The organism is Pseudomonas sp. SMV7, assembly GCF_052041995.1.
Taxonomy (GTDB): Bacteria; Pseudomonadota; Gammaproteobacteria; order Pseudomonadales; family Pseudomonadaceae; genus Aquipseudomonas.
This window is the reverse complement of the sequence record NZ_JBKGGT010000012.1, coordinates 46,694-66,853: the sequence shown is the minus strand read 5'-3', so window position 1 is coordinate 66,853 and position 20,160 is coordinate 46,694. Positions and strand designations below refer to the sequence as shown.

Annotated in this window: 16 protein-coding genes; 5 read left to right on the top strand and 11 right to left on the bottom strand. The window is 65.6% G+C overall.

Annotated features, from left to right (window positions below; genetic code table 11):
• Positions 1-8: 8 nt before the first annotated feature.
• The 3 genes from ACLEJP_RS15950 to exaC form a co-directional block, all read right to left on the bottom strand.
• On the bottom strand, positions 9-1,403 hold the full coding sequence (locus tag ACLEJP_RS15950; RefSeq protein WP_225780227.1) for an ethanolamine ammonia-lyase subunit EutB: 1,395 nt from the start codon (positions 1,401-1,403) through the stop codon (positions 9-11).
• Between the two features lie 46 nt (positions 1,404-1,449).
• Positions 1,450-2,898, bottom strand: coding sequence for an ethanolamine permease (gene eat / locus ACLEJP_RS15945; protein ID WP_440807913.1), 1,449 nt, complete (start codon positions 2,896-2,898; stop codon positions 1,450-1,452).
• 223 nt (positions 2,899-3,121) lie between these two features.
• Positions 3,122-4,642, bottom strand: coding sequence for an acetaldehyde dehydrogenase ExaC (gene exaC, locus ACLEJP_RS15940; RefSeq protein WP_440807911.1), 1,521 nt, complete (start codon positions 4,640-4,642; stop codon positions 3,122-3,124).
• A gap of 255 nt (positions 4,643-4,897) precedes the next feature.
• On the opposite strand from exaC, the gene ACLEJP_RS15935 reads away from it, so the two are divergent.
• The 4 genes from ACLEJP_RS15935 to ACLEJP_RS15920 all read left to right on the top strand — a co-directional run bounded on the left by ACLEJP_RS15935 (position 4,898) and on the right by ACLEJP_RS15920 (position 9,209).
• On the top strand, positions 4,898-6,883 hold the full coding sequence (locus ACLEJP_RS15935) for a sigma-54-dependent Fis family transcriptional regulator (RefSeq protein ID WP_440807909.1): 1,986 nt from the start codon (positions 4,898-4,900) through the stop codon (positions 6,881-6,883).
• 66 nt (positions 6,884-6,949) lie between these two features.
• A complete protein-coding gene (gene mpl, locus ACLEJP_RS15930; protein ID WP_440807907.1) occupies positions 6,950-8,299 on the top strand; it encodes a UDP-N-acetylmuramate:L-alanyl-gamma-D-glutamyl-meso-diaminopimelate ligase in 1,350 nt (449 codons plus the stop codon).
• Positions 8,296-8,925: a flavin prenyltransferase UbiX gene (gene ubiX, locus ACLEJP_RS15925; protein ID WP_440807905.1), complete on the top strand. Its 630-nt coding sequence runs from the start codon at positions 8,296-8,298 to the stop codon at positions 8,923-8,925. Before mpl ends, ubiX begins: the two co-directional genes overlap by 4 nt.
• Positions 8,922-9,209: a YceK/YidQ family lipoprotein gene (locus tag ACLEJP_RS15920; protein ID WP_440807902.1), complete on the top strand. Its 288-nt coding sequence runs from the start codon at positions 8,922-8,924 to the stop codon at positions 9,207-9,209. The genes ubiX and ACLEJP_RS15920 overlap by 4 nt, the downstream gene beginning before the upstream one ends.
• 154 nt (positions 9,210-9,363) lie before the next feature.
• Here ACLEJP_RS15920 and ACLEJP_RS15915 read toward each other — a convergent pair whose 3' ends face one another.
• The 8 genes from ACLEJP_RS15915 to ACLEJP_RS15880 all read right to left on the bottom strand — a co-directional run bounded on the left by ACLEJP_RS15915 (position 9,364) and on the right by ACLEJP_RS15880 (position 17,958).
• On the bottom strand, positions 9,364-10,005 hold the full coding sequence (locus ACLEJP_RS15915) for an oxidoreductase (RefSeq protein WP_440807899.1): 642 nt from the start codon (positions 10,003-10,005) through the stop codon (positions 9,364-9,366).
• A 27-nt stretch (positions 10,006-10,032) separates the two neighbouring features.
• Positions 10,033-11,766: a C13 family peptidase gene (locus ACLEJP_RS15910; protein ID WP_440807897.1), complete on the bottom strand. Its 1,734-nt coding sequence runs from the start codon at positions 11,764-11,766 to the stop codon at positions 10,033-10,035.
• 139 nt (positions 11,767-11,905) lie between these two features.
• On the bottom strand, positions 11,906-12,172 hold the full coding sequence (locus ACLEJP_RS15905) for a hypothetical protein (protein ID WP_440807894.1): 267 nt from the start codon (positions 12,170-12,172) through the stop codon (positions 11,906-11,908).
• Positions 12,173-12,624: 452 nt separating this feature from the next.
• Positions 12,625-13,689, bottom strand: coding sequence for a 2,3-butanediol dehydrogenase (locus tag ACLEJP_RS15900; protein ID WP_289129484.1), 1,065 nt, complete (start codon positions 13,687-13,689; stop codon positions 12,625-12,627).
• A 54-nt stretch (positions 13,690-13,743) separates the two neighbouring features.
• Complete coding sequence (locus ACLEJP_RS15895) at positions 13,744-14,850, bottom strand: acetoin dehydrogenase dihydrolipoyllysine-residue acetyltransferase subunit (RefSeq protein ID WP_440807892.1); 1,107 nt, start codon at positions 14,848-14,850, stop codon at positions 13,744-13,746.
• Positions 14,847-15,869, bottom strand: coding sequence for an alpha-ketoacid dehydrogenase subunit beta (locus tag ACLEJP_RS15890; RefSeq protein ID WP_440807889.1), 1,023 nt, complete (start codon positions 15,867-15,869; stop codon positions 14,847-14,849). The genes ACLEJP_RS15895 and ACLEJP_RS15890 overlap by 4 nt, the downstream gene beginning before the upstream one ends.
• A 33-nt stretch (positions 15,870-15,902) precedes the next feature.
• The gene (locus ACLEJP_RS15885) at positions 15,903-16,880 is read right to left on the bottom strand and encodes a thiamine pyrophosphate-dependent dehydrogenase E1 component subunit alpha (protein ID WP_225780239.1); all 978 of its coding nucleotides are present in this window, start codon (positions 16,878-16,880) and stop codon (positions 15,903-15,905) included.
• 22 nt (positions 16,881-16,902) lie between these two features.
• A complete protein-coding gene (locus ACLEJP_RS15880; protein ID WP_440807888.1) occupies positions 16,903-17,958 on the bottom strand; it encodes an ATP-NAD kinase family protein in 1,056 nt (351 codons plus the stop codon).
• A gap of 282 nt (positions 17,959-18,240) precedes the next feature.
• Between ACLEJP_RS15880 and ACLEJP_RS15875 the strand changes: the two genes are divergently transcribed.
• Complete coding sequence (locus ACLEJP_RS15875) at positions 18,241-20,127, top strand: sigma-54-dependent Fis family transcriptional regulator (protein ID WP_440807886.1); 1,887 nt, start codon at positions 18,241-18,243, stop codon at positions 20,125-20,127.
• The last annotated feature ends 33 nt before the right edge of the window (positions 20,128-20,160 follow it).

Below are 20,160 nucleotides of genomic sequence, written 5' to 3'. Positions count from 1 at the left end.
GGTCATCCCTATGCAAGCTGTGCCAAGGCCTGGCGGAAGGCCGGCGGCAGGTTGTCACCAAAGCGTACCCGGCCATCGGCCTGGGTGAAGATGCCGGTGCGGGCCAGCCAGGCCTCGAATTCCGGCCCGGGTTTCAGGCCCAGGGTCTGGCGCGCGTACAGCGCATCGTGGAACGAGGTGGTCTGGTAGTTGAGCATGATGTCGTCGGAACCGGGGATGCCCATGATGAAGTTGATCCCGGCCACGCCCAGCAAGGTCAGCAGCGTGTCCATGTCGTCCTGGTCGGCTTCGGCGTGGTTGGTGTAGCAGATATCGCAACCCATCGGCACACCCAGCAACTTGCCGCAGAAGTGGTCCTCGAGGCCGGCGCGGATGATCTGCTTGCCGTTGTACAGGTATTCCGGGCCGATGAAGCCGACCACGGTGTTGACCAGGAACGGCTTGAAATGGCGGGCCACGGCATAGGCGCGGGTTTCACAGGTTTGCTGGTCGACGCCGTGGTGGGCGTTGGCCGACAGCGCGCTGCCTTGGCCGGTTTCGAAGTACATCAGGTTTTGCCCGAGTGTGCCGCGCTTCAGCGAAAGGCCCGCTTCGTAGCCTTCCTGCAGCACATTGAGGTTGATGCCGAAGCCGGCGTTGGCCGCTTCGGTGCCGGCGATGGACTGGAACACCAGGTCCAGCGGCACGCCACGGTTGATCGCCTCGATCGATGTGGTCACGTGGGTCAGTACGCAAGCCTGGGTGGGGATGTCGTAGCGCTGGATGATGGCGTCGAGCATTTCCAGCAGCGCGCAGATCGAAGCGATGCTGTCGGTGGCCGGGTTGATGCCGATCATGGCGTCGCCGTTGCCGTACAGCAGGCCGTCGAGAATGCTGGCGGCGATGCCGGCCGGCTCGTCGGTCGGGTGGTTGGGCTGCAGCCGGGTCGACAGCCGCCCGCGCAGGCCCATGGTGCCGCGGAAGCGCGTGACCACGCGGATCTTCTGCGCCACCAGCACCAGGTCCTGCACGCGCATGATCTTCGACACTGCCGCGGCCATTTCCGGCGTCAGCCCGGGCGCCAGGGCGCGCAGGCTGTCCTCGTTGGCTGCATCGCTGAGCAGCCAGTCGCGCAGGCCGCCCACGGTCAGGTGGCTGACTGTGGCAAACGCTTGGGCATCGTGGCTGTCGATGATCAGCCGGGTGACTTCGTCTTCTTCGTAAGGGATCAGGGCTTCATTGAGGAAATGCGTCAGCGGAATATTGGCCAGGGCCATTTGCGCGGCGACCCGTTCGCCGTCGTTGCTGGCGGCGACGCCCGCCAGGTAGTCCCCCGAGCGGGCGGGGCTGGCCTTGGCCATCACTTCCTTGAGGCTGTCGAAGCGGTAGACCAGGTGGCCCACCGTGTGTACGAAACTTGCCATACAGACTCTCCAGAGCCGCGGGTCGCCCCGCGGCGGGTGGCGGCGATCAGTGCAGGGCCTCTTCGGCCTTCTGGATCGCGGCGAATTCCTCTTCCGGTGTGCCCGCTACCAGGTGGTGGCGGCTGTACAAAGCAAAGTAGGCAATTAATACCGCATAGATCACTGCGGCGCCAATCACCACCCGTGGGTCGACCAGGAAACCGGCGACCACGGCGATGCAGGCCAGTACCAGGGCCACGCCCGAGGTGAAGATGCCACCGGGGGTGCGATACGGGCGCTCCATCTTCGGCCGGCGGATACGCAGGGTGATGTGCGCGGCCATCATCAGCACATAGGACAGTGTGGCACCGAACACCGCCACCAGGATCAGCAGGTCGCCCTGGCCGGTCAGCGACAGGGCGAAGCCGATGATGCCAGGGATCACCAGGGCCATGACCGGGGCCTTGCTCTTGTTGGTTTCCGACAGCTTGCGCGGCAGGTAGCCGGCGCGCGACAGGGCGAAGATCTGCCGTGAATAGGCGTAGATGATCGAGAAGAAGCTGGCGATCAGCCCGGCCAGCCCGACCAGGTTGACGAAGCCGCCCATCCAGGTGGAGCCGCCGTAGGCCTTGGACAAGGCTTCCACCAGCGGGTTGCCGGAGGCTTTCAGCGCCTCGGAGCCTGCGCCACCCGGGCCGACCACCAGGATCAGCAGGGCGAAGGCCAGCAGGACCAGCATGGCGCCGATCAGCCCGCGCGGCAGGTCGCGCTTGGGGTTCTTGGTTTCTTCTGCAGCCAGCGGCACACCTTCGACAGCCAGGAAGAACCAGATGGCGTAGGGGATGGCTGCCCACACGCCGACGTAGCCGAACGGCAGGAAGCTGCTGGCGCCCACGGCGTCCGTCTTGGCGATGTCGAACAGGTTGGCTGCATCAAAATGGGGCACCATGCCCACCAAGAACACAGCCAGGGCGATCGCGGCGATGGCGGTGATGATGAACATCAGCTTCAGTGCTTCACCCACGCCGAAGATGTGGATGCCGATGAATACGATGTAGAACGCCAGGTAGATCATCCAGCCGCCGATACCGAACAGCGACTGGCAATAGGCGCCGATGAACACCGCGATGGCAGCAGGGGCGATGGCATATTCGATGAGGATTGCCGTGCCGGTGAGGAAGCCGCCCCACGGGCCGAAGGCGCTGCGGGCAAAGCCGTAGCCGCCGCCTGCGGTGGGGATCATCGACGACAGTTCGGCCAGCGAGAAGCACATGCACAGGTACATGGTCGCCATCAGCAGGGTGGCAAGGAACATCCCGCCCCAGCCGCCCTGGGCCAGGCCGAAGTTCCAGCCGGCGTAGTCGCCGGAGATGACATAGGCCACGCCCAGGCCGACCAGCAGTACCCAGCCGGCGGCGCCTTTTTTCAGTTCACGTTGCTGGAAATAGTCCGAGCCGACCTTTTCGAAGTCGACGGAAGAACCTGCCGGAGAGCCGGCGGAATGATCGCTTGGCATAGATTCACCTGTTGTTTTTCTTGGTGGCCGGAAGGGTTCCGGGCCGATGGTGATAGGTGTTGCAGGAAGCGAGCCAGAGCGGGTGCACGGTTGCCGCTCTGGGTTTGGTATATGCAGGCCTGGCCTCTTCGCGGGCTTGCCCGCTCGCACAGGGACTGCACCAGTTTCAAGACCCGTGCAATACCTGTGGGAGCGGGCGGGCCCGCGAAGGCCGCGACGCGGTTTAGAAGAAACCCAACGGATTGATGTCGTAGCTCACCAGCAGGTTCTTGGTCTGCTGATAGTGATCCAGCATCATCTTGTGGGTTTCACGGCCTACGCCGGATTTCTTGTAGCCACCAAACGCCGCATGCGCCGGGTACAGGTGGTAGCAGTTGGTCCACACACGGCCGGCCTTGATCCCACGGCCCACGCGGTAGGCGCGGTTGATGTCGCGGGTCCACACGCCAGCGCCCAGGCCGAACTCGGTGTCGTTGGCGATCGCCAGCGCTTCGGCTTCGTCCTTGAACGTGGTGACGCTGACCACCGGCCCGAAGATCTCCTCCTGGAACACGCGCATGCGGTTGTTGCCCTTGAGCAGGGTCGGCTGGATGTAGTAACCGCTGGCCAGCGAGCCTTCGAGTTTTTCCACCTTGCCGCCGGTCAGCAGCTCGGCGCCTTCCTCCTGGGCAATGTCGAGGTACGACAGGATCTTCTCGAACTGCTGCTGCGAGGCCTGGGCACCGACCATGGTGTCGGTGTCCAGCGGGTCGCCCCGCTTGATCTGCTTCACCTTCTTCATCACCGCTTCCATGAACTGCGGGTAGATCGACTCCTGGACCAGGGCGCGCGAAGGGCAGGTGCACACTTCACCCTGGTTGAAGAACGCCAGCACCATGCCTTCGGCGGCCTTCTCGATGAAGCTCGGCTCGGCCTGCATGATGTCTTCGAAATAGATGTTCGGCGACTTGCCGCCCAGCTCCACGGTGGATGGAATGATGTTCTCGGCGGCGCATTTCATGATGTGCGAACCCACCGGGGTCGAGCCGGTGAAGGCGATCTTGGCGATGCGCTTGCTGGTGGCCAGGGCCTCACCGGCTTCGCGGCCATAGCCTTGCACCACGTTGAGCACGCCTTTGGGCAGCAGGTCGCCGATCAGTTCCAGCAGCACGGTGATGCCCAGCGGGGTCTGCTCGGCCGGCTTGAGCACCACGCAGTTGCCGGCGGCCAGGGCCGGGGCGAGCTTCCAGGCGGCCATCAGGATCGGGAAGTTCCACGGGATGATCTGCCCGACCACGCCCAGTGGCTCGTGGATGTGGTAGGCCACGGTGCCTTCGTTGATTTCGGCGGCGCCGCCTTCCTGGGCACGGATGCAACCAGCGAAGTAGCGGAAGTGGTCGACCGCCAGCGGGATGTCGGCGTTCAGGGTTTCACGCACCGGCTTGCCGTTGTCCCAGGTTTCGGTGATGGCCAGCAGTTCGAGGTTCTGTTCGATACGGTCGGCGATCTTCAGCAGGACGTTGGAGCGGTCCTGCACCGAGGTACGGCCCCAGGCGTCGGCAGCCGCATGGGCGGCGTCCAGGGCTTTTTCGATGTCTTCGGCAGTGGAACGGGGGAATTCGGCGATCGGCTGGCCGTTCACCGGCGAGGTGTTGGTGAAGTACTCACCCTTTACCGGAGGAACGAACTCACCACCGATGTAGTTGCCGTAGCGGCTCTTGAAGGAAACCTTCGCGCCTTCGGTACCGGGATGTGCGTAACGCATGGTGTGTCTCCTGGCTATTGTGCTTGTTAGGGAGTTGAAAAGCGTAGAGCAAAGGTTGGGCCAGCGTTGCCAGTGCCAGGCAAATCAAGGGCTTGGCCTGCTTTTCAGGGCCTGGGCCAGCGCCGTTGCGCCAGTGCCGGTACGCAGCGGGGTGACACTTTGTGCCATTTGCGACACGTAACCCGGGGATGCATTGCAAAGGCCACCCGGGTGGAGGATGCTGGCGGGACGCTCCATCTGCGGAGAACTACAACAATGCAGAGCAATCACTTCAGTCGTCATGCCCAGCAAGTCCACACCGTCGCCCATGGTGGGGCCGGGGAGGGCAGTGACCCTTCCATCGCCCGCTCCTGGCTGCGCTGCCTGGAGGATTATCACCTCGACCCGGCGGTGATCGAGGCGCCGGTGGTGCTCGAGCATGGGCGCCTGCTGGAAAGCCGCGAGCGCCTGCGCCAGGTGCTGCAGATTGCCGACCATGAGATGAACAGCCTGCACCAGCAGCTTTCCGGGGCGGGCCACGCAGTGCTGCTGACCGATGCGCGCGGGGTCATCCTCAACTGCGTCAGCGCACCGACCGAGCGGCGCAGCTTCGAGCGCGCCGGCCTGTGGCTGGGCGCCGACTGGAGCGAAGCCCGCGAAGGTACCAACGGCATCGGCACGTGCCTGGTCGAGCGCCAGGCGCTGACCATTCACCAGAACGAGCACTTTCGCGGCCGCCACACCGGCCTGACCTGCTCGGCCAGCCCGGTGTTCGACCCGCATGGCGAGTTGCTGGCGGTGCTGGACGTGTCTTCGGCCCGGCCCGATGTTTCCCGGCAAAGCCAGTTCCACACCATGGCCCTGGTCAACCTGTCGGCGAAGATGATCGAGAGCTGTTATTTCCTGCGTCATTTCGAGCAGCAATGGCTGCTGCGTTTTCACCTGCAGGCGGAATCGGTCGGGCTGTTCAGCGAAGGCCTGCTGGCCTTTGATGGCGACGGACGCATCTGCGCGGCCAACCAGAGCGCACTGAACCTGTTGGGCACGGTGCGTGGTGGCGTGCTGGGCAAACCGCTGGAGCGCTTCTTCGCCTGCAGCCACGACGAACTGTTCAGCCGGGCCACGCCCACCGGCAGCACGGCCTGGCCGCTGCATACCCTGGACGGGCGCCAGGTGTTCGCCAGCCTGCGTGGCCAGGCCCGTGCGCCGGTGTGGTCGGTGCCGGCCGCCCAGTCGCGCCCGGCGCGCGAGGTCGAGCCGCTTGTCTGCCTGCTCGACCCGGCCTTGCAGAACGACTTCCGGCGCAGCGTGCGCGTATTCGAGCGCGACGTGCCATTGCTGCTGCGCGGCGAGACCGGTTGCGGCAAGGAGGCCTTCGCCCAGGCCGTGCACCAGGCCAGCGAGCGGCGCGGCAAGCCGTTCGTTGCCATCAACTGCGCGTCGATCCCGGAGAGCCTGATCGAGAGCGAGCTGTTCGGCTATCGCGGCGGCAGTTTTACCGGCGCGCGCAAGGAAGGCATGCGCGGCAAGCTGTTGCAGGCCGACGGTGGCACCTTGCTCCTGGACGAGATCGGCGACATGCCGCTGGCCCTGCAAACCCGCCTGCTGCGGGTACTTGAAGAGCGCCAGGTGGTGCCGATCGGTGGCGAGCCGCAGGCGGTTGACGTGCGCATCGTCAGTGCTACCCACCGCGACCTGCTGGAGCGGGTGGCGCAGGGTAGTTTCCGTGAAGACCTGTATTACCGCCTCAATGGCCTGGAGGTGGCGTTGCCGGCGGTGCGCGAGCGCAGTGACAAGGCGCAGTTGCTGGACTTCCTGCTGCGCCAGGAAGCACAAGGGCAGTTGATCGACATCGAACCCAGGGCGCGGCAGGCGCTACTCGACTTTGCCTGGCCCGGCAACGTGCGGCAAATGCGCAACGTGCTGCGCACGCTGGTGGCGCTGTGTGAAAACGGTTGCATCGAACTCGCGGACCTCCCTGCCATCTTCCGCAGCAGCACAGTCCCTGTGGGAGCGGCCTTGTGTCGCGAAGGGGCGGCAGAGCGGCCCCGGGACCTCAGCACTGCTACCCAGCTTGCAGAGGCTGCGTCGCAGCCTGATCGCGACACAAGGCCGCTTCTGCAAGATGCGGAACGGCAAGCACTTCTGGAAACCCTGGAGGCAAAACACTGGCACCTGACTCGGGTCGCCGAGCACTTGGGCATCAGCCGCAATACCTTATATCGAAAACTGCGCAAGCACGGGATCACCAGGGCCGATTGAGCGAAACATCGTGTGCGATTTTCCTCGCCCTACGCTACCCTGCCTCGATGTTTTGCGAGGTCGACCATGCATATTCACATTCTCGGTATTTGCGGCACTTTCATGGGCTCGCTGGCGGTGCTGGCCAAGGAACTTGGCCACCGTGTCACCGGCTCTGACGCCAACGTCTATCCCCCGATGAGCACCCAGCTCGAAGCCCAGGGCATCGAGCTGACCCAAGGCTATGACCCGGCCCAGCTGGAGCCGGCACCGGACCTGGTGGTGGTCGGTAATGCCATGTCGCGTGGCAACCCGGCGGTGGAGTACGTGCTGAACAAAGGCCTGCCGTATGTGTCCGGCCCGCAGTGGCTGGCCGACCATGTGCTGCAAGGCCGCTGGGTACTGGCTGTTGCCGGTACGCATGGCAAGACCACCACCAGCAGCATGCTGGCCTGGGTACTGGAGCACGCCGGCATGAGCCCGGGGTTCCTGATCGGCGGTGTACCGCAGAACTTCTCGGTGTCGGCGCGCCTGGGCAGTACGCCGTTCTTCGTGGTCGAGGCCGATGAGTACGACAGCGCTTTCTTCGACAAGCGCTCGAAGTTCGTCCACTACCACCCGCGCACCGCGATCCTCAACAACCTCGAATTCGACCACGCGGACATCTTCCCCGACCTGGCGTCCATCGAGCGGCAGTTCCATCACTTGGTACGCACCATCCCCAGCGAAGGCCTGGTGATCCACCCGACCACCGAACAAGCGTTGGAGCGGGTGATCGGCATGGGCTGCTGGACCCCGGTACAGACCACCGGCGAAGGTGGCCAGTGGCAGGCCCGCCTGCTCAGCCCTGACGGCTCGCGCTTCGAAGTGTTGTTCGAGGGTGAAGTGCAGGGTGTGGTGGACTGGGCGCTGACCGGTCAGCACAACGTCGCCAATGCCCTGGCCACCCTGGCAGCGGCCCGCCACGTCGGCGTGGTGCCAGCCATGGGCATCGAAGGCCTGAGCGCGTTCAAGAGCGTCAAGCGGCGCATGGAGAAGGTCGCCGAGGTGCAAGGGGTGACCATCTACGATGATTTCGCCCACCACCCGACCGCCATCGCCACCACCCTCGACGGCCTGCGCAAGCGCGTTGGCGAGGCCCCGGTCATCGCCGTGATCGAGCCGCGCTCCAATTCGATGAAGCTCGGTGCCCACCGTGATGGCTTGCCGGAAAGCGTCAACGACGCCGACCAGGTGATCTGGTACGCCCCGGCCAACCTCGGCTGGGACCTGGCCGCAACTGCCGCGCAGTGCAAGGTGCCGAGCGTGGTGGCCGACAGCCTCGAGGCGATCATCGAGCGGGTCAAGGGCCAGGCGCGCCCGGGCACCCATGTAGTGATCATGAGCAACGGCGGTTTCGGTGGCCTGCACGGCAAGCTGGCCGAGGCCTTGCAGTGAACGGGCCGGAACGCATCACACTGGCGATGACCGGGGCGTCGGGCGTCCAGTATGGCCTGCGCCTGCTCGATTGCCTGGTGCGCGAGGATCGCGAGGTGCACTTTCTGATCTCCAAGGCCGCGCAACTGGTGATGGCCACCGAGACCGACGTGGTGCTGCCGGCCAAACCCCAGGCAATGCAGACGTTCCTTACCGAATACACCGGTGCCGCCGACGGGCAGATCCGGGTATATGGCAAGGAAGACTGGATGTCGCCGGTAGCCTCGGGCTCCGGCGCGCCAGCGGCGATGGTGGTGGTACCCTGTTCCACCGGCACCCTGTCGGCGATTGCCACCGGTGCCTGCAACAACCTGATCGAGCGTGCTGCCGACGTTACCCTCAAGGAGCGTCGTCAGCTGATCCTGGTGCCGCGCGAGGCGCCGTTCTCCACCATTCACCTGGAGAACATGCTCAAGCTGTCGCAGATGGGCGCAATCATCCTGCCGGCCGCGCCAGGCTTCTATCACCAGCCACAGACCATCGACGACCTGGTCGACTTTGTCGTGGCGCGCATTCTCAACCTGCTGGACATTCCCCAGGACATGTTGCCGCGTTGGGGCGAGCACCACTACGGAGTGGATGATTGAAACGCCTGGTGTGCGGCGTGCTGACGCTGGGGTTGCTGAGTGGCTGCGCCACGGTGCGGACGCTGGATGCCAACAAGCCTGGGGCGCCGGTGGTATATGCCGGTACCCGGTTGGATTTATATGTCATGAATGGCGGCTGTTGCCCGCGCGATCATTACGGGGCTGATGCCCCGGCGTATCCGGGGCTGGACCTGCCCGGGAGCATGCTGCTCGATACCCTGCTGCTGCCGTTGTCGTTGCTGACCGCGGCAGGGGTGGGCTTTCAGGCCACCGGCGGGCTCTAGGCAACACCGGCCCCTGTGGGAGCGGCCTTGTGTCGCGATGGGCCGCGAAGCGGCCCCAGCAATTTGTGCATCTGCGCTGGAACCTCAGGGCTGCTTTGCAGCCCATCGCGACACAAGGCCGCTCCCACAATGGTACCGCGCAGCTGCAGGGTGATTATTTGCCCAGCCTGCGCAGTTCATCCGACTCCACAATCCGCACCCCGTCCTCTTCTTCCAGGGCCAGGCGCCACAACGCCCGCGCCAGGGTGCAGGCCTCGATACCCCGATACTTCCCGGGTATCAGCCTGGAGAACGGCGAAATCAACTGCTCGCCCAGCCGCGGCTCGATCCGCTCGCCCAGCAGCAATGATGGCCGCACGATGGTCAGCTGCGGCCAGTCCTGGGCCTTGAGCGCCTCTTCCATCTCGCCTTTGACCCGGTTGTAGAAAATCGACGATTTCGGGTCGGCCCCCAGCGCACTGACTACCAGCAGGTGCCGCGCGCCCATCTCCCGGGCACGCTTGCTGAAGGCCAGCACCATGTCCAGGTCGACCGCACGGAAGGCCGATTCGGAGCCGGCCTGCTTCAACGTGGTGCCCAGGCAGCAGAAAGCGATATCCACGCGCCCGGCCAGCTGCGGAAGAAACATCGCCGGGTCGCCTACCGGGTTTTCCAGGTGCGGGTGCTCGGCCAGTGGCCGGCGGGTTGGTGCCAGTACGCGGGTGATGGTGGGCTCGTTGAGCAGGCGGTCGAGCAGGTGCTCACCTGTCAGACCCGTGGCACCGGCAAGCAGGACATGCTGAGGCGTCAAATACATGATGTCTCTCCCTTGTTACACACAAGCTTAGTGGCTGCCAGGCGTTTCTGCCTGTTCCCCCACGTTGGCCTGGGCGGCGTTACGCAATGCTTCTTCGGCCTGTTGCCGACGCAGCTGCTGCCAGCGTGCGAGTACCGCCGGCGGTGCCCACAGCTGCGGTTCGGAGGCCTCGAAACCTTCCCTTTGTTCTCTTTCGGCAACACTGTTGCGGGCCAGTTCAAACGCCTGTTTCAGGTCGTCGGTCTGGTTCAGCGCCTCGGCGAACAACGCGTCGCCAAAGTAGGTGAAATCCGCTTCTTCCGAGCAGCCGAAGGACACCCGGTCGGCTCGCGCGGCCGTCATGATGAGGGTGCGTTCATCCTTGAGCGGGGCGATGTAGCCCCCTGAATAGCAGGCGGATATGACAATCACTTTGTCGCGGTTCTTCAGCGGTGCCAGGGCGCTGGCCAGCTCGTCGGCGGACAGGTCGGCCAGTTGCAGGCGTGGCTGGTCGAGCACCAGTTGGTGGTCCTGGCTGCCGTGGCTGGTGAGGTAGATGAACACCAGGTCCTCGGGGCCGCTGCGCTCGGCCAGGGTGCGGGCGGCACGGGTGAGGTTCTCGCGGGTGGCCATGGGGCGGCTGGCCATCTGGTCGCGGTGGTTGACCAGGGTGACCTGGCCCGAAGCCCCGAAACGTACCTTGAGCATGTTGCTGACGTAGTCGGCTTCACGCAGGAACACGCTCTGCTGGCCATCGCCGGCCACTACCAGGCTGTACAGCTGGACAGACGGCGCCGAGGGTGGCACACGGGCCAGCGCCTGTTCCAGCAGCCGACCCTGGTTGAGCAAGGCCAGGTCCAGCGGGTCGGGCAGCAGCTTGCCATTCTGGTCGCGCACACGTACCCCGTTGGCCCAGGTGCCGCTCAGCACCTTGCCGCTGGGCAGGATCAGCCGACCCTGCCCATGGTAGGCATCGTCGAGGAAGCCGCCGATGTACTTGCTGCCATCGGCCAGTTGCAGGCTGCCCTGGCCTGACAGGCGCCACTCGCTGAAAGTGCCCTTGTAGTGGCTGCCATCGCTGCCCAGCAGTTCGCCTTCGCCGACCAGTACGCCATCCTTGAACTGGCCGATCCACACATCGCCATCGGCATTTTCGTAGCGGCCACGGCCTTCCAGGCGGTTGTCCTTGAATTCGCCGATGTATTGCTCGCCGTCGACGCTGTCGTAGGTGCCGGCGCCTTGCAGCAGGCCGTTGACGAAGCGGCCGCTGAACTGGTTGCCGCTGGCATCGCTGCGCACCCCCGCGCCATTGGGCTTGCCTTTGGCGAACAGGCCCTGGTAGCGGCTGCCGTCGGCCAGTTCCAGTTCGCCGGCGCCGTCGTACAGGTCGTCCTTGAACTGGCCGCGGTAGGTCTGGTCGGCCTGCTTGAGCGTGCCTTCGCCGTCGCGCCGGCCCTGGCGGAAGGTGCCGGAATAGTGGCTGCCCGGGGTAGTCAGCTCGCCCAGCCCCTGGAACAGCCCGGCGGCGAACTGGCCACGGTAGACCTCGCCATTCTGGCCGTGCCATTCGCCCTGGCCATGCCATTGGCCGTCCTTGAAGCCGCCGGCGTACCAGCTGCCGTTGGGGTAGTCGATACGGCCCTCGCCTTGCAGCAGGCCATCGACTACCTGCCCCCGGTAGCGTCCGCCGTCAGGCAAGCGCGCGTCGGGGGGTAGCAGCGATTCGCCATCGCCACAGGCGGCGAGTAGCAGGACCAGGGAGAGGGGGAGCAGTAGACGCATGGCGAAGACCGGGCAATAGGTCTGCCGAGTATGCCGCAGAATGGGATCCTGAAACAGCGAGCGCATGAGCTGGGGCATTCCTCCGTGGGGCCAACGGCACTGTATTGCCTGTCATGGCCCCAGCGCCGGTCGACTCGGCTCAATGCCAGGTGATATCGCCGGTCTGTCGATGTAACAGCAACTCGGCCAGTGCCTTGGTCATCTGCACGTGATGGGCCGCATTGACCAGCATGTTGATGCCTGGCTCACCGACATTGGCGCAGATGTACTCATCCAGGGTGTCTTCGATGCCAGTCATCAATTGCAGCGCGTGGATCACAGCGTCGAGCGAGGGCATGTCGTGGTTTATGGTGTAGAAGGGGCGGGAAGTCAGGATTCTGGGTGGATCGGGGACGATTTTTTTCATGATCAGGTCTCGTGTGGTTTGCTGTAAGCAACCACCTCATCCTTTCTCACGGGATAAAGGCGCCAGCCGTACGAGGGTGAGAAATCCGAGGCACGAGCACTCGGCCTGACCGAAGCCTGCCTGCGTATGGCTGCCATAACGTACTGCCGTAAGTCGTGTTTTCGGGTTTCTCACACCCGGCCACCAAATATGGCGACCCCGAGACGGTATCCCTGAGATGTTTCCCCGACAATGGAGCGACTTCCGACAGGCTCGTAGGATAATTCGCGAGATGGTCCAGGCTGAAGCATTTGGTTTCAGGTTCGGAAATGTATTACATCCCTTGAGCCTTGCACGTTATCTGTGGGAGCGGGCGCGCCCGCGAACACCGGCGAAGCCGGTGCCATCCACCGAGTCGCCTACTTCGCGGGCACGCCCGCTCCCACAGTTTTCGTGTTGCCTTTGATGTGCAATCAGCGCAGGCCCGGCGAAACGATGATCTTCACGTTCTCCTCCTTGTTGTTCACCAACTCCTCGAAGCCCAGCTCGACGATCTGCTCCAGCCCGATCCGCCCGGTTACCAGCGGGCGGATGTCCAGCCTGCCGTCGGCGATGAAGGCAATCACATCAGCGAATTCGCCGTTGTAGGCCAGCGCCCCCAGCACCTGCTTCTCGGTGGACACCAGCTCGAAGAAGTTGAACTCGCTGGGCTCTTCGAAGATGCCCACCATCACGCATTTGCCGGCCTTGCGGATGGTGTCGATGGCCAGCTTGGCGGTGTGCTTGTTGCCGATGCACTCGAAACTCACATCCGCACCCAGCCCGGCGGTCAGTGCGCGGATCTCCGCCAGGGCGTCGCACTGGCTGGGGTCGAGCACCACGCTGGCACCGACTTCCTTGGCCTTGGCCTTGCGCGCCGAAGACATTTCCAGGGCGATCACCTGCGCTGCACCGGCCGCCCTGGCGCACATGATGGTGCACAGGCCGATGGTGCCGGCGCCGACCACCACCACCGTCTGGCCCAGCAGGCTGCCGGCCTTTTTCACCGCATGCATGCCCACCGCCAGCGGCTCGATCAGCGCCCCGGCTTCGGCCGGGAAACCCTGCGGTAGCCGGTACAGCAAGTTGGCCGGGACGTTGACCCGCTCGGCAAAGGCGCCGTTGTTCATCAGGCCGGTGAAGGCCAGGCGTTCGCAGATGTTGTACAGGCCATGGGTGCAGTAGTAGCAGGTACCGCAATGCTGGCAGGCGTCCGCCGCCACTGGGTCACCGACGGCGAAGCCTTGCACGCCTTCGCCCAGCTTGGCGATCTGGCCGCAGAACTCGTGGCCGAGGATGCACTGGCCCTGGATGCCGGTGAGTGGGTGCGGTGCCTCGACCGGGATGAACACCGGGCCGGCGACGTACTCGTGCAGGTCGGAGCCGCAGATGCCGCACCAGTCCACCTTGATCTGCACCCAACCGGGTGCCGGGTCGGCCGGCAGGGGTACCTGTTCGACGCGGATATCGTTGCGGCCATGCCAGACGGCCGCGCGCATGTGGGTGTGGCTCAGGTCGTTCATTGTGTCTGTCTCCAGGCTCACGGAAAGGGCTCAGTGCTTGCGCAGGAACGCGAGCAGTTGCTGGTTGACCTGTTCGGCCGCCTCCATCTGCACCATGTGGCCGGCTTCCGGCAGCACCAGCACTTCGGCTTCCAGCCCTTCGGCATGGCTGGCCGGGATGATCGCGTCCTTGCCGCCCCACACCACCAGGGCCGGATGCTGCCCCAGCACCCCGCGCAGGTCGTGGCGCTGGCGGTCGCCGTCAGCGAGCGCCGCCGCCAGCTGCTGCAGGGCCTGGTCCACCCCTTCCAGGCGCTTGAACTTGAGCATGTCGTCGAGCATCTGGCGGGTGACCAGCGCCGGGTCGGCAAACAGCTGCACCATCTGCGGCTTCAGCGCGTTGCGGTTGGCGGCGGCGACGAAGCCTTGCAGGTACTGGCCGTTGATCGCTTCGCCCAGGCCGGCACTGGCCAGCAGGCTCAGGCTGGCGACCCGCTGCGGTGCCAGGCGCGCGACGTTCAGGCTGACCGCGCCACCCATGGAGTGGCCGGCCAGGTGGGCCTTGGCGATGTCCAGGTGGTCGAGCAGGGCCAGCACGGTTTCGCTCAGCTCATCCAGGTCGCCGCGTTGCAGCGCCTTGGCCGACTCGCCATGCCCTGGCAGGTCGAGGGCGATTACCCGGCGCTCGGCAGCCAGCGCCGGGTGGTTGAACAGCCAGTTGTTGAGGTCGCCACCGAAGCCATGCACCAGCACCAGCGGTGTGCCGCCTTCACCCAGCTCGAACCAGCGCAGTTGCCGGCCAGCCACTTCTGCCTTCTGCGGAGCCGGGCCCTGGGCTTGCTCGGCGCCACCGTCGGCGACGAACTCGGCCTGGAAGCGTTGCACCACCGCATCGATCTCGGCTTCCTCGGCTTCGCCTTCCACCACCACCGCCAGCAGCGCACCGACCGGCAGGGTTTCATCGGGCCTGGCCACCTGGCGGCGCAGCACGCCGCTGAACGGGGCCTCGACGCTGCTGCTGATCTTGTCGGTCTCGACGTCCAGCACCTCGTCACCCTTGTTGATCGCGTCACCTTCCTGCTTGAGCCAGGCGTCCACCCGGCCTTCGGTCATCGACAGGCCCCACTTGGGCATGGTCAGGGTATGGATCTGGCTCATGCGGCACTCCTTGCAGCTTCGATCACTTTGCGCACGGCGGCCTCGATCTTCGCCGCGTCAGGGATGTACAGGTCTTCCAGGGCGTCGGAGAACGGCACGGGGGTGTGCGGCGCGGTGACCATTTCGATCGGCCCCTTGAGCGCGGCGAAGGCCTTCTGCGCGACCAGGGCGCTGATGTCGGTGGCCATGGAGCAGCGCGGGTTGGCTTCGTCGATCACCACCAGGCGGCCGGTCTTTTCCACGCTTTCCAGAATGCTGTCTTCGTCCAGCGGGCTGGTGGTGCGCAGGTCCAGCACCTCGCAGTCGATGCCCTGGCGGGCCAGGTTGTTGGCGGCTTCCAGCGCCACGTGCACCATGCGGCCATAGGTGACCAGGGTCACGTCGTCGCCATCGCGCAGGAAGTTGGCCTCACCGAACGGCACGGTATACACCTCTTCGGGCACCTCGCCCTGCATGCCGTAGAGCAGCTTGTGCTCGCAGAAGATCACCGGGTCGTTGTCGCGGATCGCCTGGATCAGCAGGCCCTTGGCATCGTATGGCGAGGACGGGCACACCACCTTCAGGCCAGGGATGTGGGTCCACAGCGAGGTGAGCATCTGCGAGTGCTGGGCCGCCGCGCGCAGGCCGGCACCGTACATGGTGCGCATCACCAACGGGGTGACTGCCTTGCCGCCGAACATGTAGCGGAACTTGGCCGCCTGGTTGAGGATCTGGTCCAGGCAGCAGCCGGCGAAGTCGACGAACATCAGTTCGCACACCGGGCGCAGGCCCTGGGTGGCGGCGCCGACGGCGGCACCGACGTAGCCGATTTCCGACAGCGGGGCGTCGAGCACGCGCCCCGGGAACTGGTGATACAGGCCCTTGGTCACGCCCAGCACGCCACCCCAGGCGTCGTCCTCGCCCGGTGCGCCGGCACCGCCGGCCACGTCTTCGCCAATGATGAACACGCTGTCATCGCGGCGCATTTCCTGGGCCAGGGCTTCGTTGATGGCCTGCTGGTAGCTGATCTTTCTTGCCATGGTGGTTCTCCTGTTGTTCTTGTAATCCGCAGCTCAGGGGTAGGCGACGTAGACGTCGCTGAGCAGGTCGGCGGGCTGTGGCTTGGGATCGGACTTGGCGCGGCGCACGGCGTCTTCGATCAGGTCCTCGACGCGGGCGTCGATGGCGTCCAGTTGCGCGGCCGTGAGCAGGCCGGCACGGGTGGTCTTGTTGCGGAACTGCATGAGGCAGTCGCGGGTTTCGCGCAGGTTTTTCACCTCATCGGGGGCGCGATAGGTTTGCGCATCGCCCTCGAAGTGGCCGTAGTAACGGCTGAGCTTGACCTCGATCAACGACGGGCCTTGCCCGGAACGGGCGCGCTCCACGGCAGCACCGGCGGCCTCGTACACGGCGAAGAAGTCAAAACCGTCGATGGTGACACCGGGCATGCCGAAGCCGGCGGCGCGGTCGGCAATATGGTCGCAGGCCACCGACCAGTTGGAGGCGGTGGCTTCGGCGTAGCCGTTGTTCTCGGCCACGAAGATGCATGGCAGGTTCATGATCGACGCCATGTTCATGGCCTCGAACACCGCACCTTCGTTGGAAGCGCCATCACCGAAGAAGGCCACCGAGACATCGTCGCGGCCCTTGATCTTGGCCGCCAGCGCCGCCCCGGCCACCAGCGGTGCGCCGGCACCGACGATGCCGTTGGCGCCAAGCATGCCTTTTTCCAGGTCGGCGATGTGCATCGAGCCGCCCTTGCCGCCGCACACGCCGGTCTTCTTGCCGTAGATCTCGGCCATCATGCCGTACACGTCCACGCCCTTGGCGATGCAGTGGCCGTGGCCGCGGTGGGTCGAGGCGATGCAATCGCTGTCGCGCAGGTGGGCCATGACCCCGGCGGCGGACGCCTCTTCGCCGGCATACAGGTGCACGAAGCCAGGGATTTCGCCGGTGGCGAACTCGACGTGCAGGCGTTCTTCGAAGGCACGGATGGTGCGCATCACTTCATAGGCATGCAGCAGTTGTTCGGTACTGAGTTGATTGGACATCTTGTTGTTCTCCGGGGTTGTCTCAACACGGGTTTGCAGGGTGCAGCCGGTGGCCACGGGGCACCGCCAGCAGGTGATGGCGGGCGGCGTGCGCCAGTACCGCCTCGACGTCCACGCTCAATGGGCCTTGGTGGTCGAGGGTGATGGTGGGGCTGTCGTGCTCGGCGAATTCGATCTCGCGCTCGCCGTCCAGGGCCAGGGTGCCGCTGGCCAGGCTCAGGCGGTGGGCAACACCGGGCGTCAGGGTGCCGCTGGCGGTGATGCCACAGCCTTGCAGCAGGCCGGGCGCCAACGGTGCCAGCAGGGCCTGGTCGGCACCGGGGTTCAGGCGGACCCAGGCGCCGTGCGGGTCCCGGCGGGAAACCGGGCACCACAGGCCACACAGCGCCGAGAGGCCGATGGCATGCGGCTCGGCGAAACAGGCGAACACTTCGCTCAGGTCTTCGCTGCGGCTGAGCGCGCGCGCGCCGATGAAACGCTGGGGCGATACCGCCACCTCCACCAGGGCCCATTCGGCAAGCTGTTGTTCGGGTACTTTCACCAGCAGGCGCTTGTTGCGGCGCAGGCCGATGCTGGCGGGCACCCGGCCGCTGGCGAGCAGGCCGCCGGCCAGGCCGGCACTGGTGGCTTCGCGCAGCTCGGGGAAGGCATTGTTGGTGCCGGTGGACAGGGTCAGCAGCGGCACGTCGCCGGCTTCGGCAGCGACCGCCTTGTGCGTGCCATCGCCGCCGAGCACGGCGATCATCGCTACGCCGCGGTCGACCATGTGTCGGGTGGCCAGACGGGTATCGGCAACGGTCTGGGTCAGCGGCAGGTCGAGGATCTCGAGGGTGGGCCAGTGCTGGTCAAGGGCGACCGGGCCCTGGCTGGCCTTGAGCACGGCAGCGGCGATGCCGGTCATGTCGCTGGGCAGCAGCACCTGGCCGATACCGGTGGCACCGAAGGCGGCGAGCAGGCGCTGGATCGCCGAGGCCTTGTCGGTACTCGAATAGAGCCCGGCATTGGCAGTCAGGCGGCGCAGGTCGCGGCCAGAGGCAGGGTTGGCAATGATCCCGACAGTCGGGGCGGGTAGCGGCATGGCGCACCTCGTTTCTTGTTTGCCAGTGCCGGAGCAAGCGCGGTGCCAGTTTTCTTGAGCTTGCCTGGAATGGCCGGACCAGAGCGGTTTCGTCGCGCCAAGGCCGGCGTGCATGGCCGCGCCGGCGAGACGCCGGGTGCCAGCCGCGCAATGGCCCGGCCGAGACGCTGAGACGCTGCGTCTCAGGCCGGCCGGTAATCACTCAGTGCTTGTCGGGGCATGCCCGGAGGCGCTTAATGGCCGGACAACGATAAAAACAGCAACGAGAACCGGAGGGCCTGAATGCTTGCCGCGAACTCCCGAGCCCATGTCGATTGCGTCAGCAGGGTACTGAAGAATGCCGATCGCCTGCCGCAGGCGCCGGTGCCACCGCTGATCCTCGATTCATGGCGCCGTTCCATGGAGCTGTACCGTCTCGACCCCGCTTCCCAGCAGGGGCCGCGTATTCTTTCCCAGAGCCTGCTCAACGAGTGCCGCGAACGGGCCGAGCTGTTCCTGCGCATCGCCAGCGATGCCGTTGCGCGCCTGCATGAGCGGGTGCGTGGGGCCGATTACTGCGTACTGCTCACCGACGCCCAGGGGCGCACCATCGACTACCGGGTCGAGTCGGCCATCCGCAACGACTGCCGCAAGGCCGGGTTGTACCTGGGCACTTGCTGGTCCGAGGGCGAGGAGGGCACCTGCGGGGTGGCGGCGGTGCTCACCAGCAAGGCGCCGGTCACGGTGCACAAGCGTGACCATTTCCGCGCTGCGTTCATCGGCCTCACCTGCACCGCGGCGCCGGTATTCGACCCGCTGGGCGAGCTGCTGGGCGTGGTCGATGTGTCGGCCTTGCAGTCACCGGACGACCGCCGCAGCCAGCACCTGATCCGCCAGTTGGTCGAGCAGACCGCGCGCGAGATCGAAAACGCCTTCTTCATGCACAGTGCCCAGGGCCATTGGGTGATGCGCGCCCATGGCACGCCGGGCTATGTGGAAAGCCAGCCCGACTACCTGCTGGCCTGGGATGCCGATGGCCGCCTGCAGGCCATCAACAGCCTGGCGCGGCAACGCCTGGTGCAGCGCCTGGGGCGGTTGCCCGAGCACATTGGCGAGTTGTTCGACATCGACCAGTTGCGCCGGGTCCATGGCGCATCGGCCCAGCGCCTGCCGGGGCTGGGTGGGCTGTATGGTCGGGTCAGCGCGCCACAGCAGCGCCCACGCCCGCAGCCCTTGCGCCAGGCCCAGGACGCCCGCATCGAGCAGCACCTGCGCCTGGCCACACGGGTCAAGGACTGCAACCTGGCGGTGCTGGTGCAGGGCGAGACCGGGGCCGGCAAGGAGGTGTTCGCCCGCCAGTTGCACCAGCAGAGCCTGCGCCGTGACGGCCCGTTCGTCACCCTCAACTGCGCGGCCATTCCGGAAAGCCTGATCGAGAGCGAACTGTTCGGGTATGTCGCCGGGGCGTTCACCGGGGCTTCCAGCAAGGGCATGCAAGGGCTGTTGCAGCAGGCCGACGGTGGCACGTTGTTCCTCGACGAGATTGGCGACATGCCAGTGAACCTGCAGACCCGCCTGTTGCGCGTACTGGCCGAAGGCGAAGTGGCACCGCTGGGCGCTGCGCGGCGGGAGCGGGTGGACATCCAGGTGATCTGCGCGACCCATCGTGACCTGGCAGCGATGGTCAAGGAGGGGCGTTTCCGTGAGGACCTCTACTTCCGCCTGGCCAATGCCCGCTTCGAGCTGCCACCGTTGCGAGAGCGCGAGGACCGGCTGGGGTTGATCCACCAGCTGCTGGCTGAGGAAGCTGCGGCGTGCGGGGTCGAGGTGGTACTGGCGGATGATGCCCTGCAGGCGCTGTTGCTGTACCGCTGGCCGGGTAACCTGCGCCAGCTGCGGCAGGTGCTGCGTTATGCCTGTGCAGTGAGCGAAGGCGGGCAGGTGCAACTGCAGGACTTGCCGCAAGAGGTGCGCGGCGATGCGGTCGCTTGCGCTGACAGCGTGGTGTCCTGCCCGGCCCGGCAGCTGTTGCTGGATGCGCTGATCCGCCATCGCTGGAAGCCGGCCGATGCGGCGCGGGCACTGGGAATTTCGCGGGCGACCTTGTACCGGCGGGTGCATGAACATCGCATCGATATGCCGCGGATGAAGGGCCAGGGCCTCAGCGACGAAGGCCCTGGCGGGCAATAAAAAACCCCGGAACAAGTCCGGGGTTTCGCTGCA

Coding starts and splice junctions, on each gene's coding strand:
- ACLEJP_RS15885 (WP_225780239.1), bottom strand. CDS start 16,880: ATGTCCAATCAACTCAGTACCGAACAACTGCTGCATGCCTATGAAGTG.
- ACLEJP_RS15880 (WP_440807888.1), bottom strand. CDS start 17,958: ATGCCGCTACCCGCCCCGACTGTCGGGATCATTGCCAACCCTGCCTCT.
- ACLEJP_RS15935 (WP_440807909.1), top strand. CDS start 4,898: ATGCAGAGCAATCACTTCAGTCGTCATGCCCAGCAAGTCCACACCGTC.
- exaC (WP_440807911.1), bottom strand. CDS start 4,642: ATGCGTTACGCACATCCCGGTACCGAAGGCGCGAAGGTTTCCTTCAAG.
- mpl (WP_440807907.1), top strand. CDS start 6,950: ATGCATATTCACATTCTCGGTATTTGCGGCACTTTCATGGGCTCGCTG.
- eat (WP_440807913.1), bottom strand. CDS start 2,898: ATGCCAAGCGATCATTCCGCCGGCTCTCCGGCAGGTTCTTCCGTCGAC.
- ACLEJP_RS15950 (WP_225780227.1), bottom strand. CDS start 1,403: ATGGCAAGTTTCGTACACACGGTGGGCCACCTGGTCTACCGCTTCGAC.
- ACLEJP_RS15900 (WP_289129484.1), bottom strand. CDS start 13,689: ATGCGCGCGGCCGTCTGGCATGGCCGCAACGATATCCGCGTCGAACAG.
- ACLEJP_RS15915 (WP_440807899.1), bottom strand. CDS start 10,005: ATGTATTTGACGCCTCAGCATGTCCTGCTTGCCGGTGCCACGGGTCTG.
- ACLEJP_RS15895 (WP_440807892.1), bottom strand. CDS start 14,850: ATGAGCCAGATCCATACCCTGACCATGCCCAAGTGGGGCCTGTCGATG.
- ACLEJP_RS15890 (WP_440807889.1), bottom strand. CDS start 15,869: ATGGCAAGAAAGATCAGCTACCAGCAGGCCATCAACGAAGCCCTGGCC.
- ACLEJP_RS15910 (WP_440807897.1), bottom strand. CDS start 11,766: ATGCGTCTACTGCTCCCCCTCTCCCTGGTCCTGCTACTCGCCGCCTGT.
- ACLEJP_RS15905 (WP_440807894.1), bottom strand. CDS start 12,172: ATGAAAAAAATCGTCCCCGATCCACCCAGAATCCTGACTTCCCGCCCC.
- ACLEJP_RS15875 (WP_440807886.1), top strand. CDS start 18,241: ATGCTTGCCGCGAACTCCCGAGCCCATGTCGATTGCGTCAGCAGGGTA.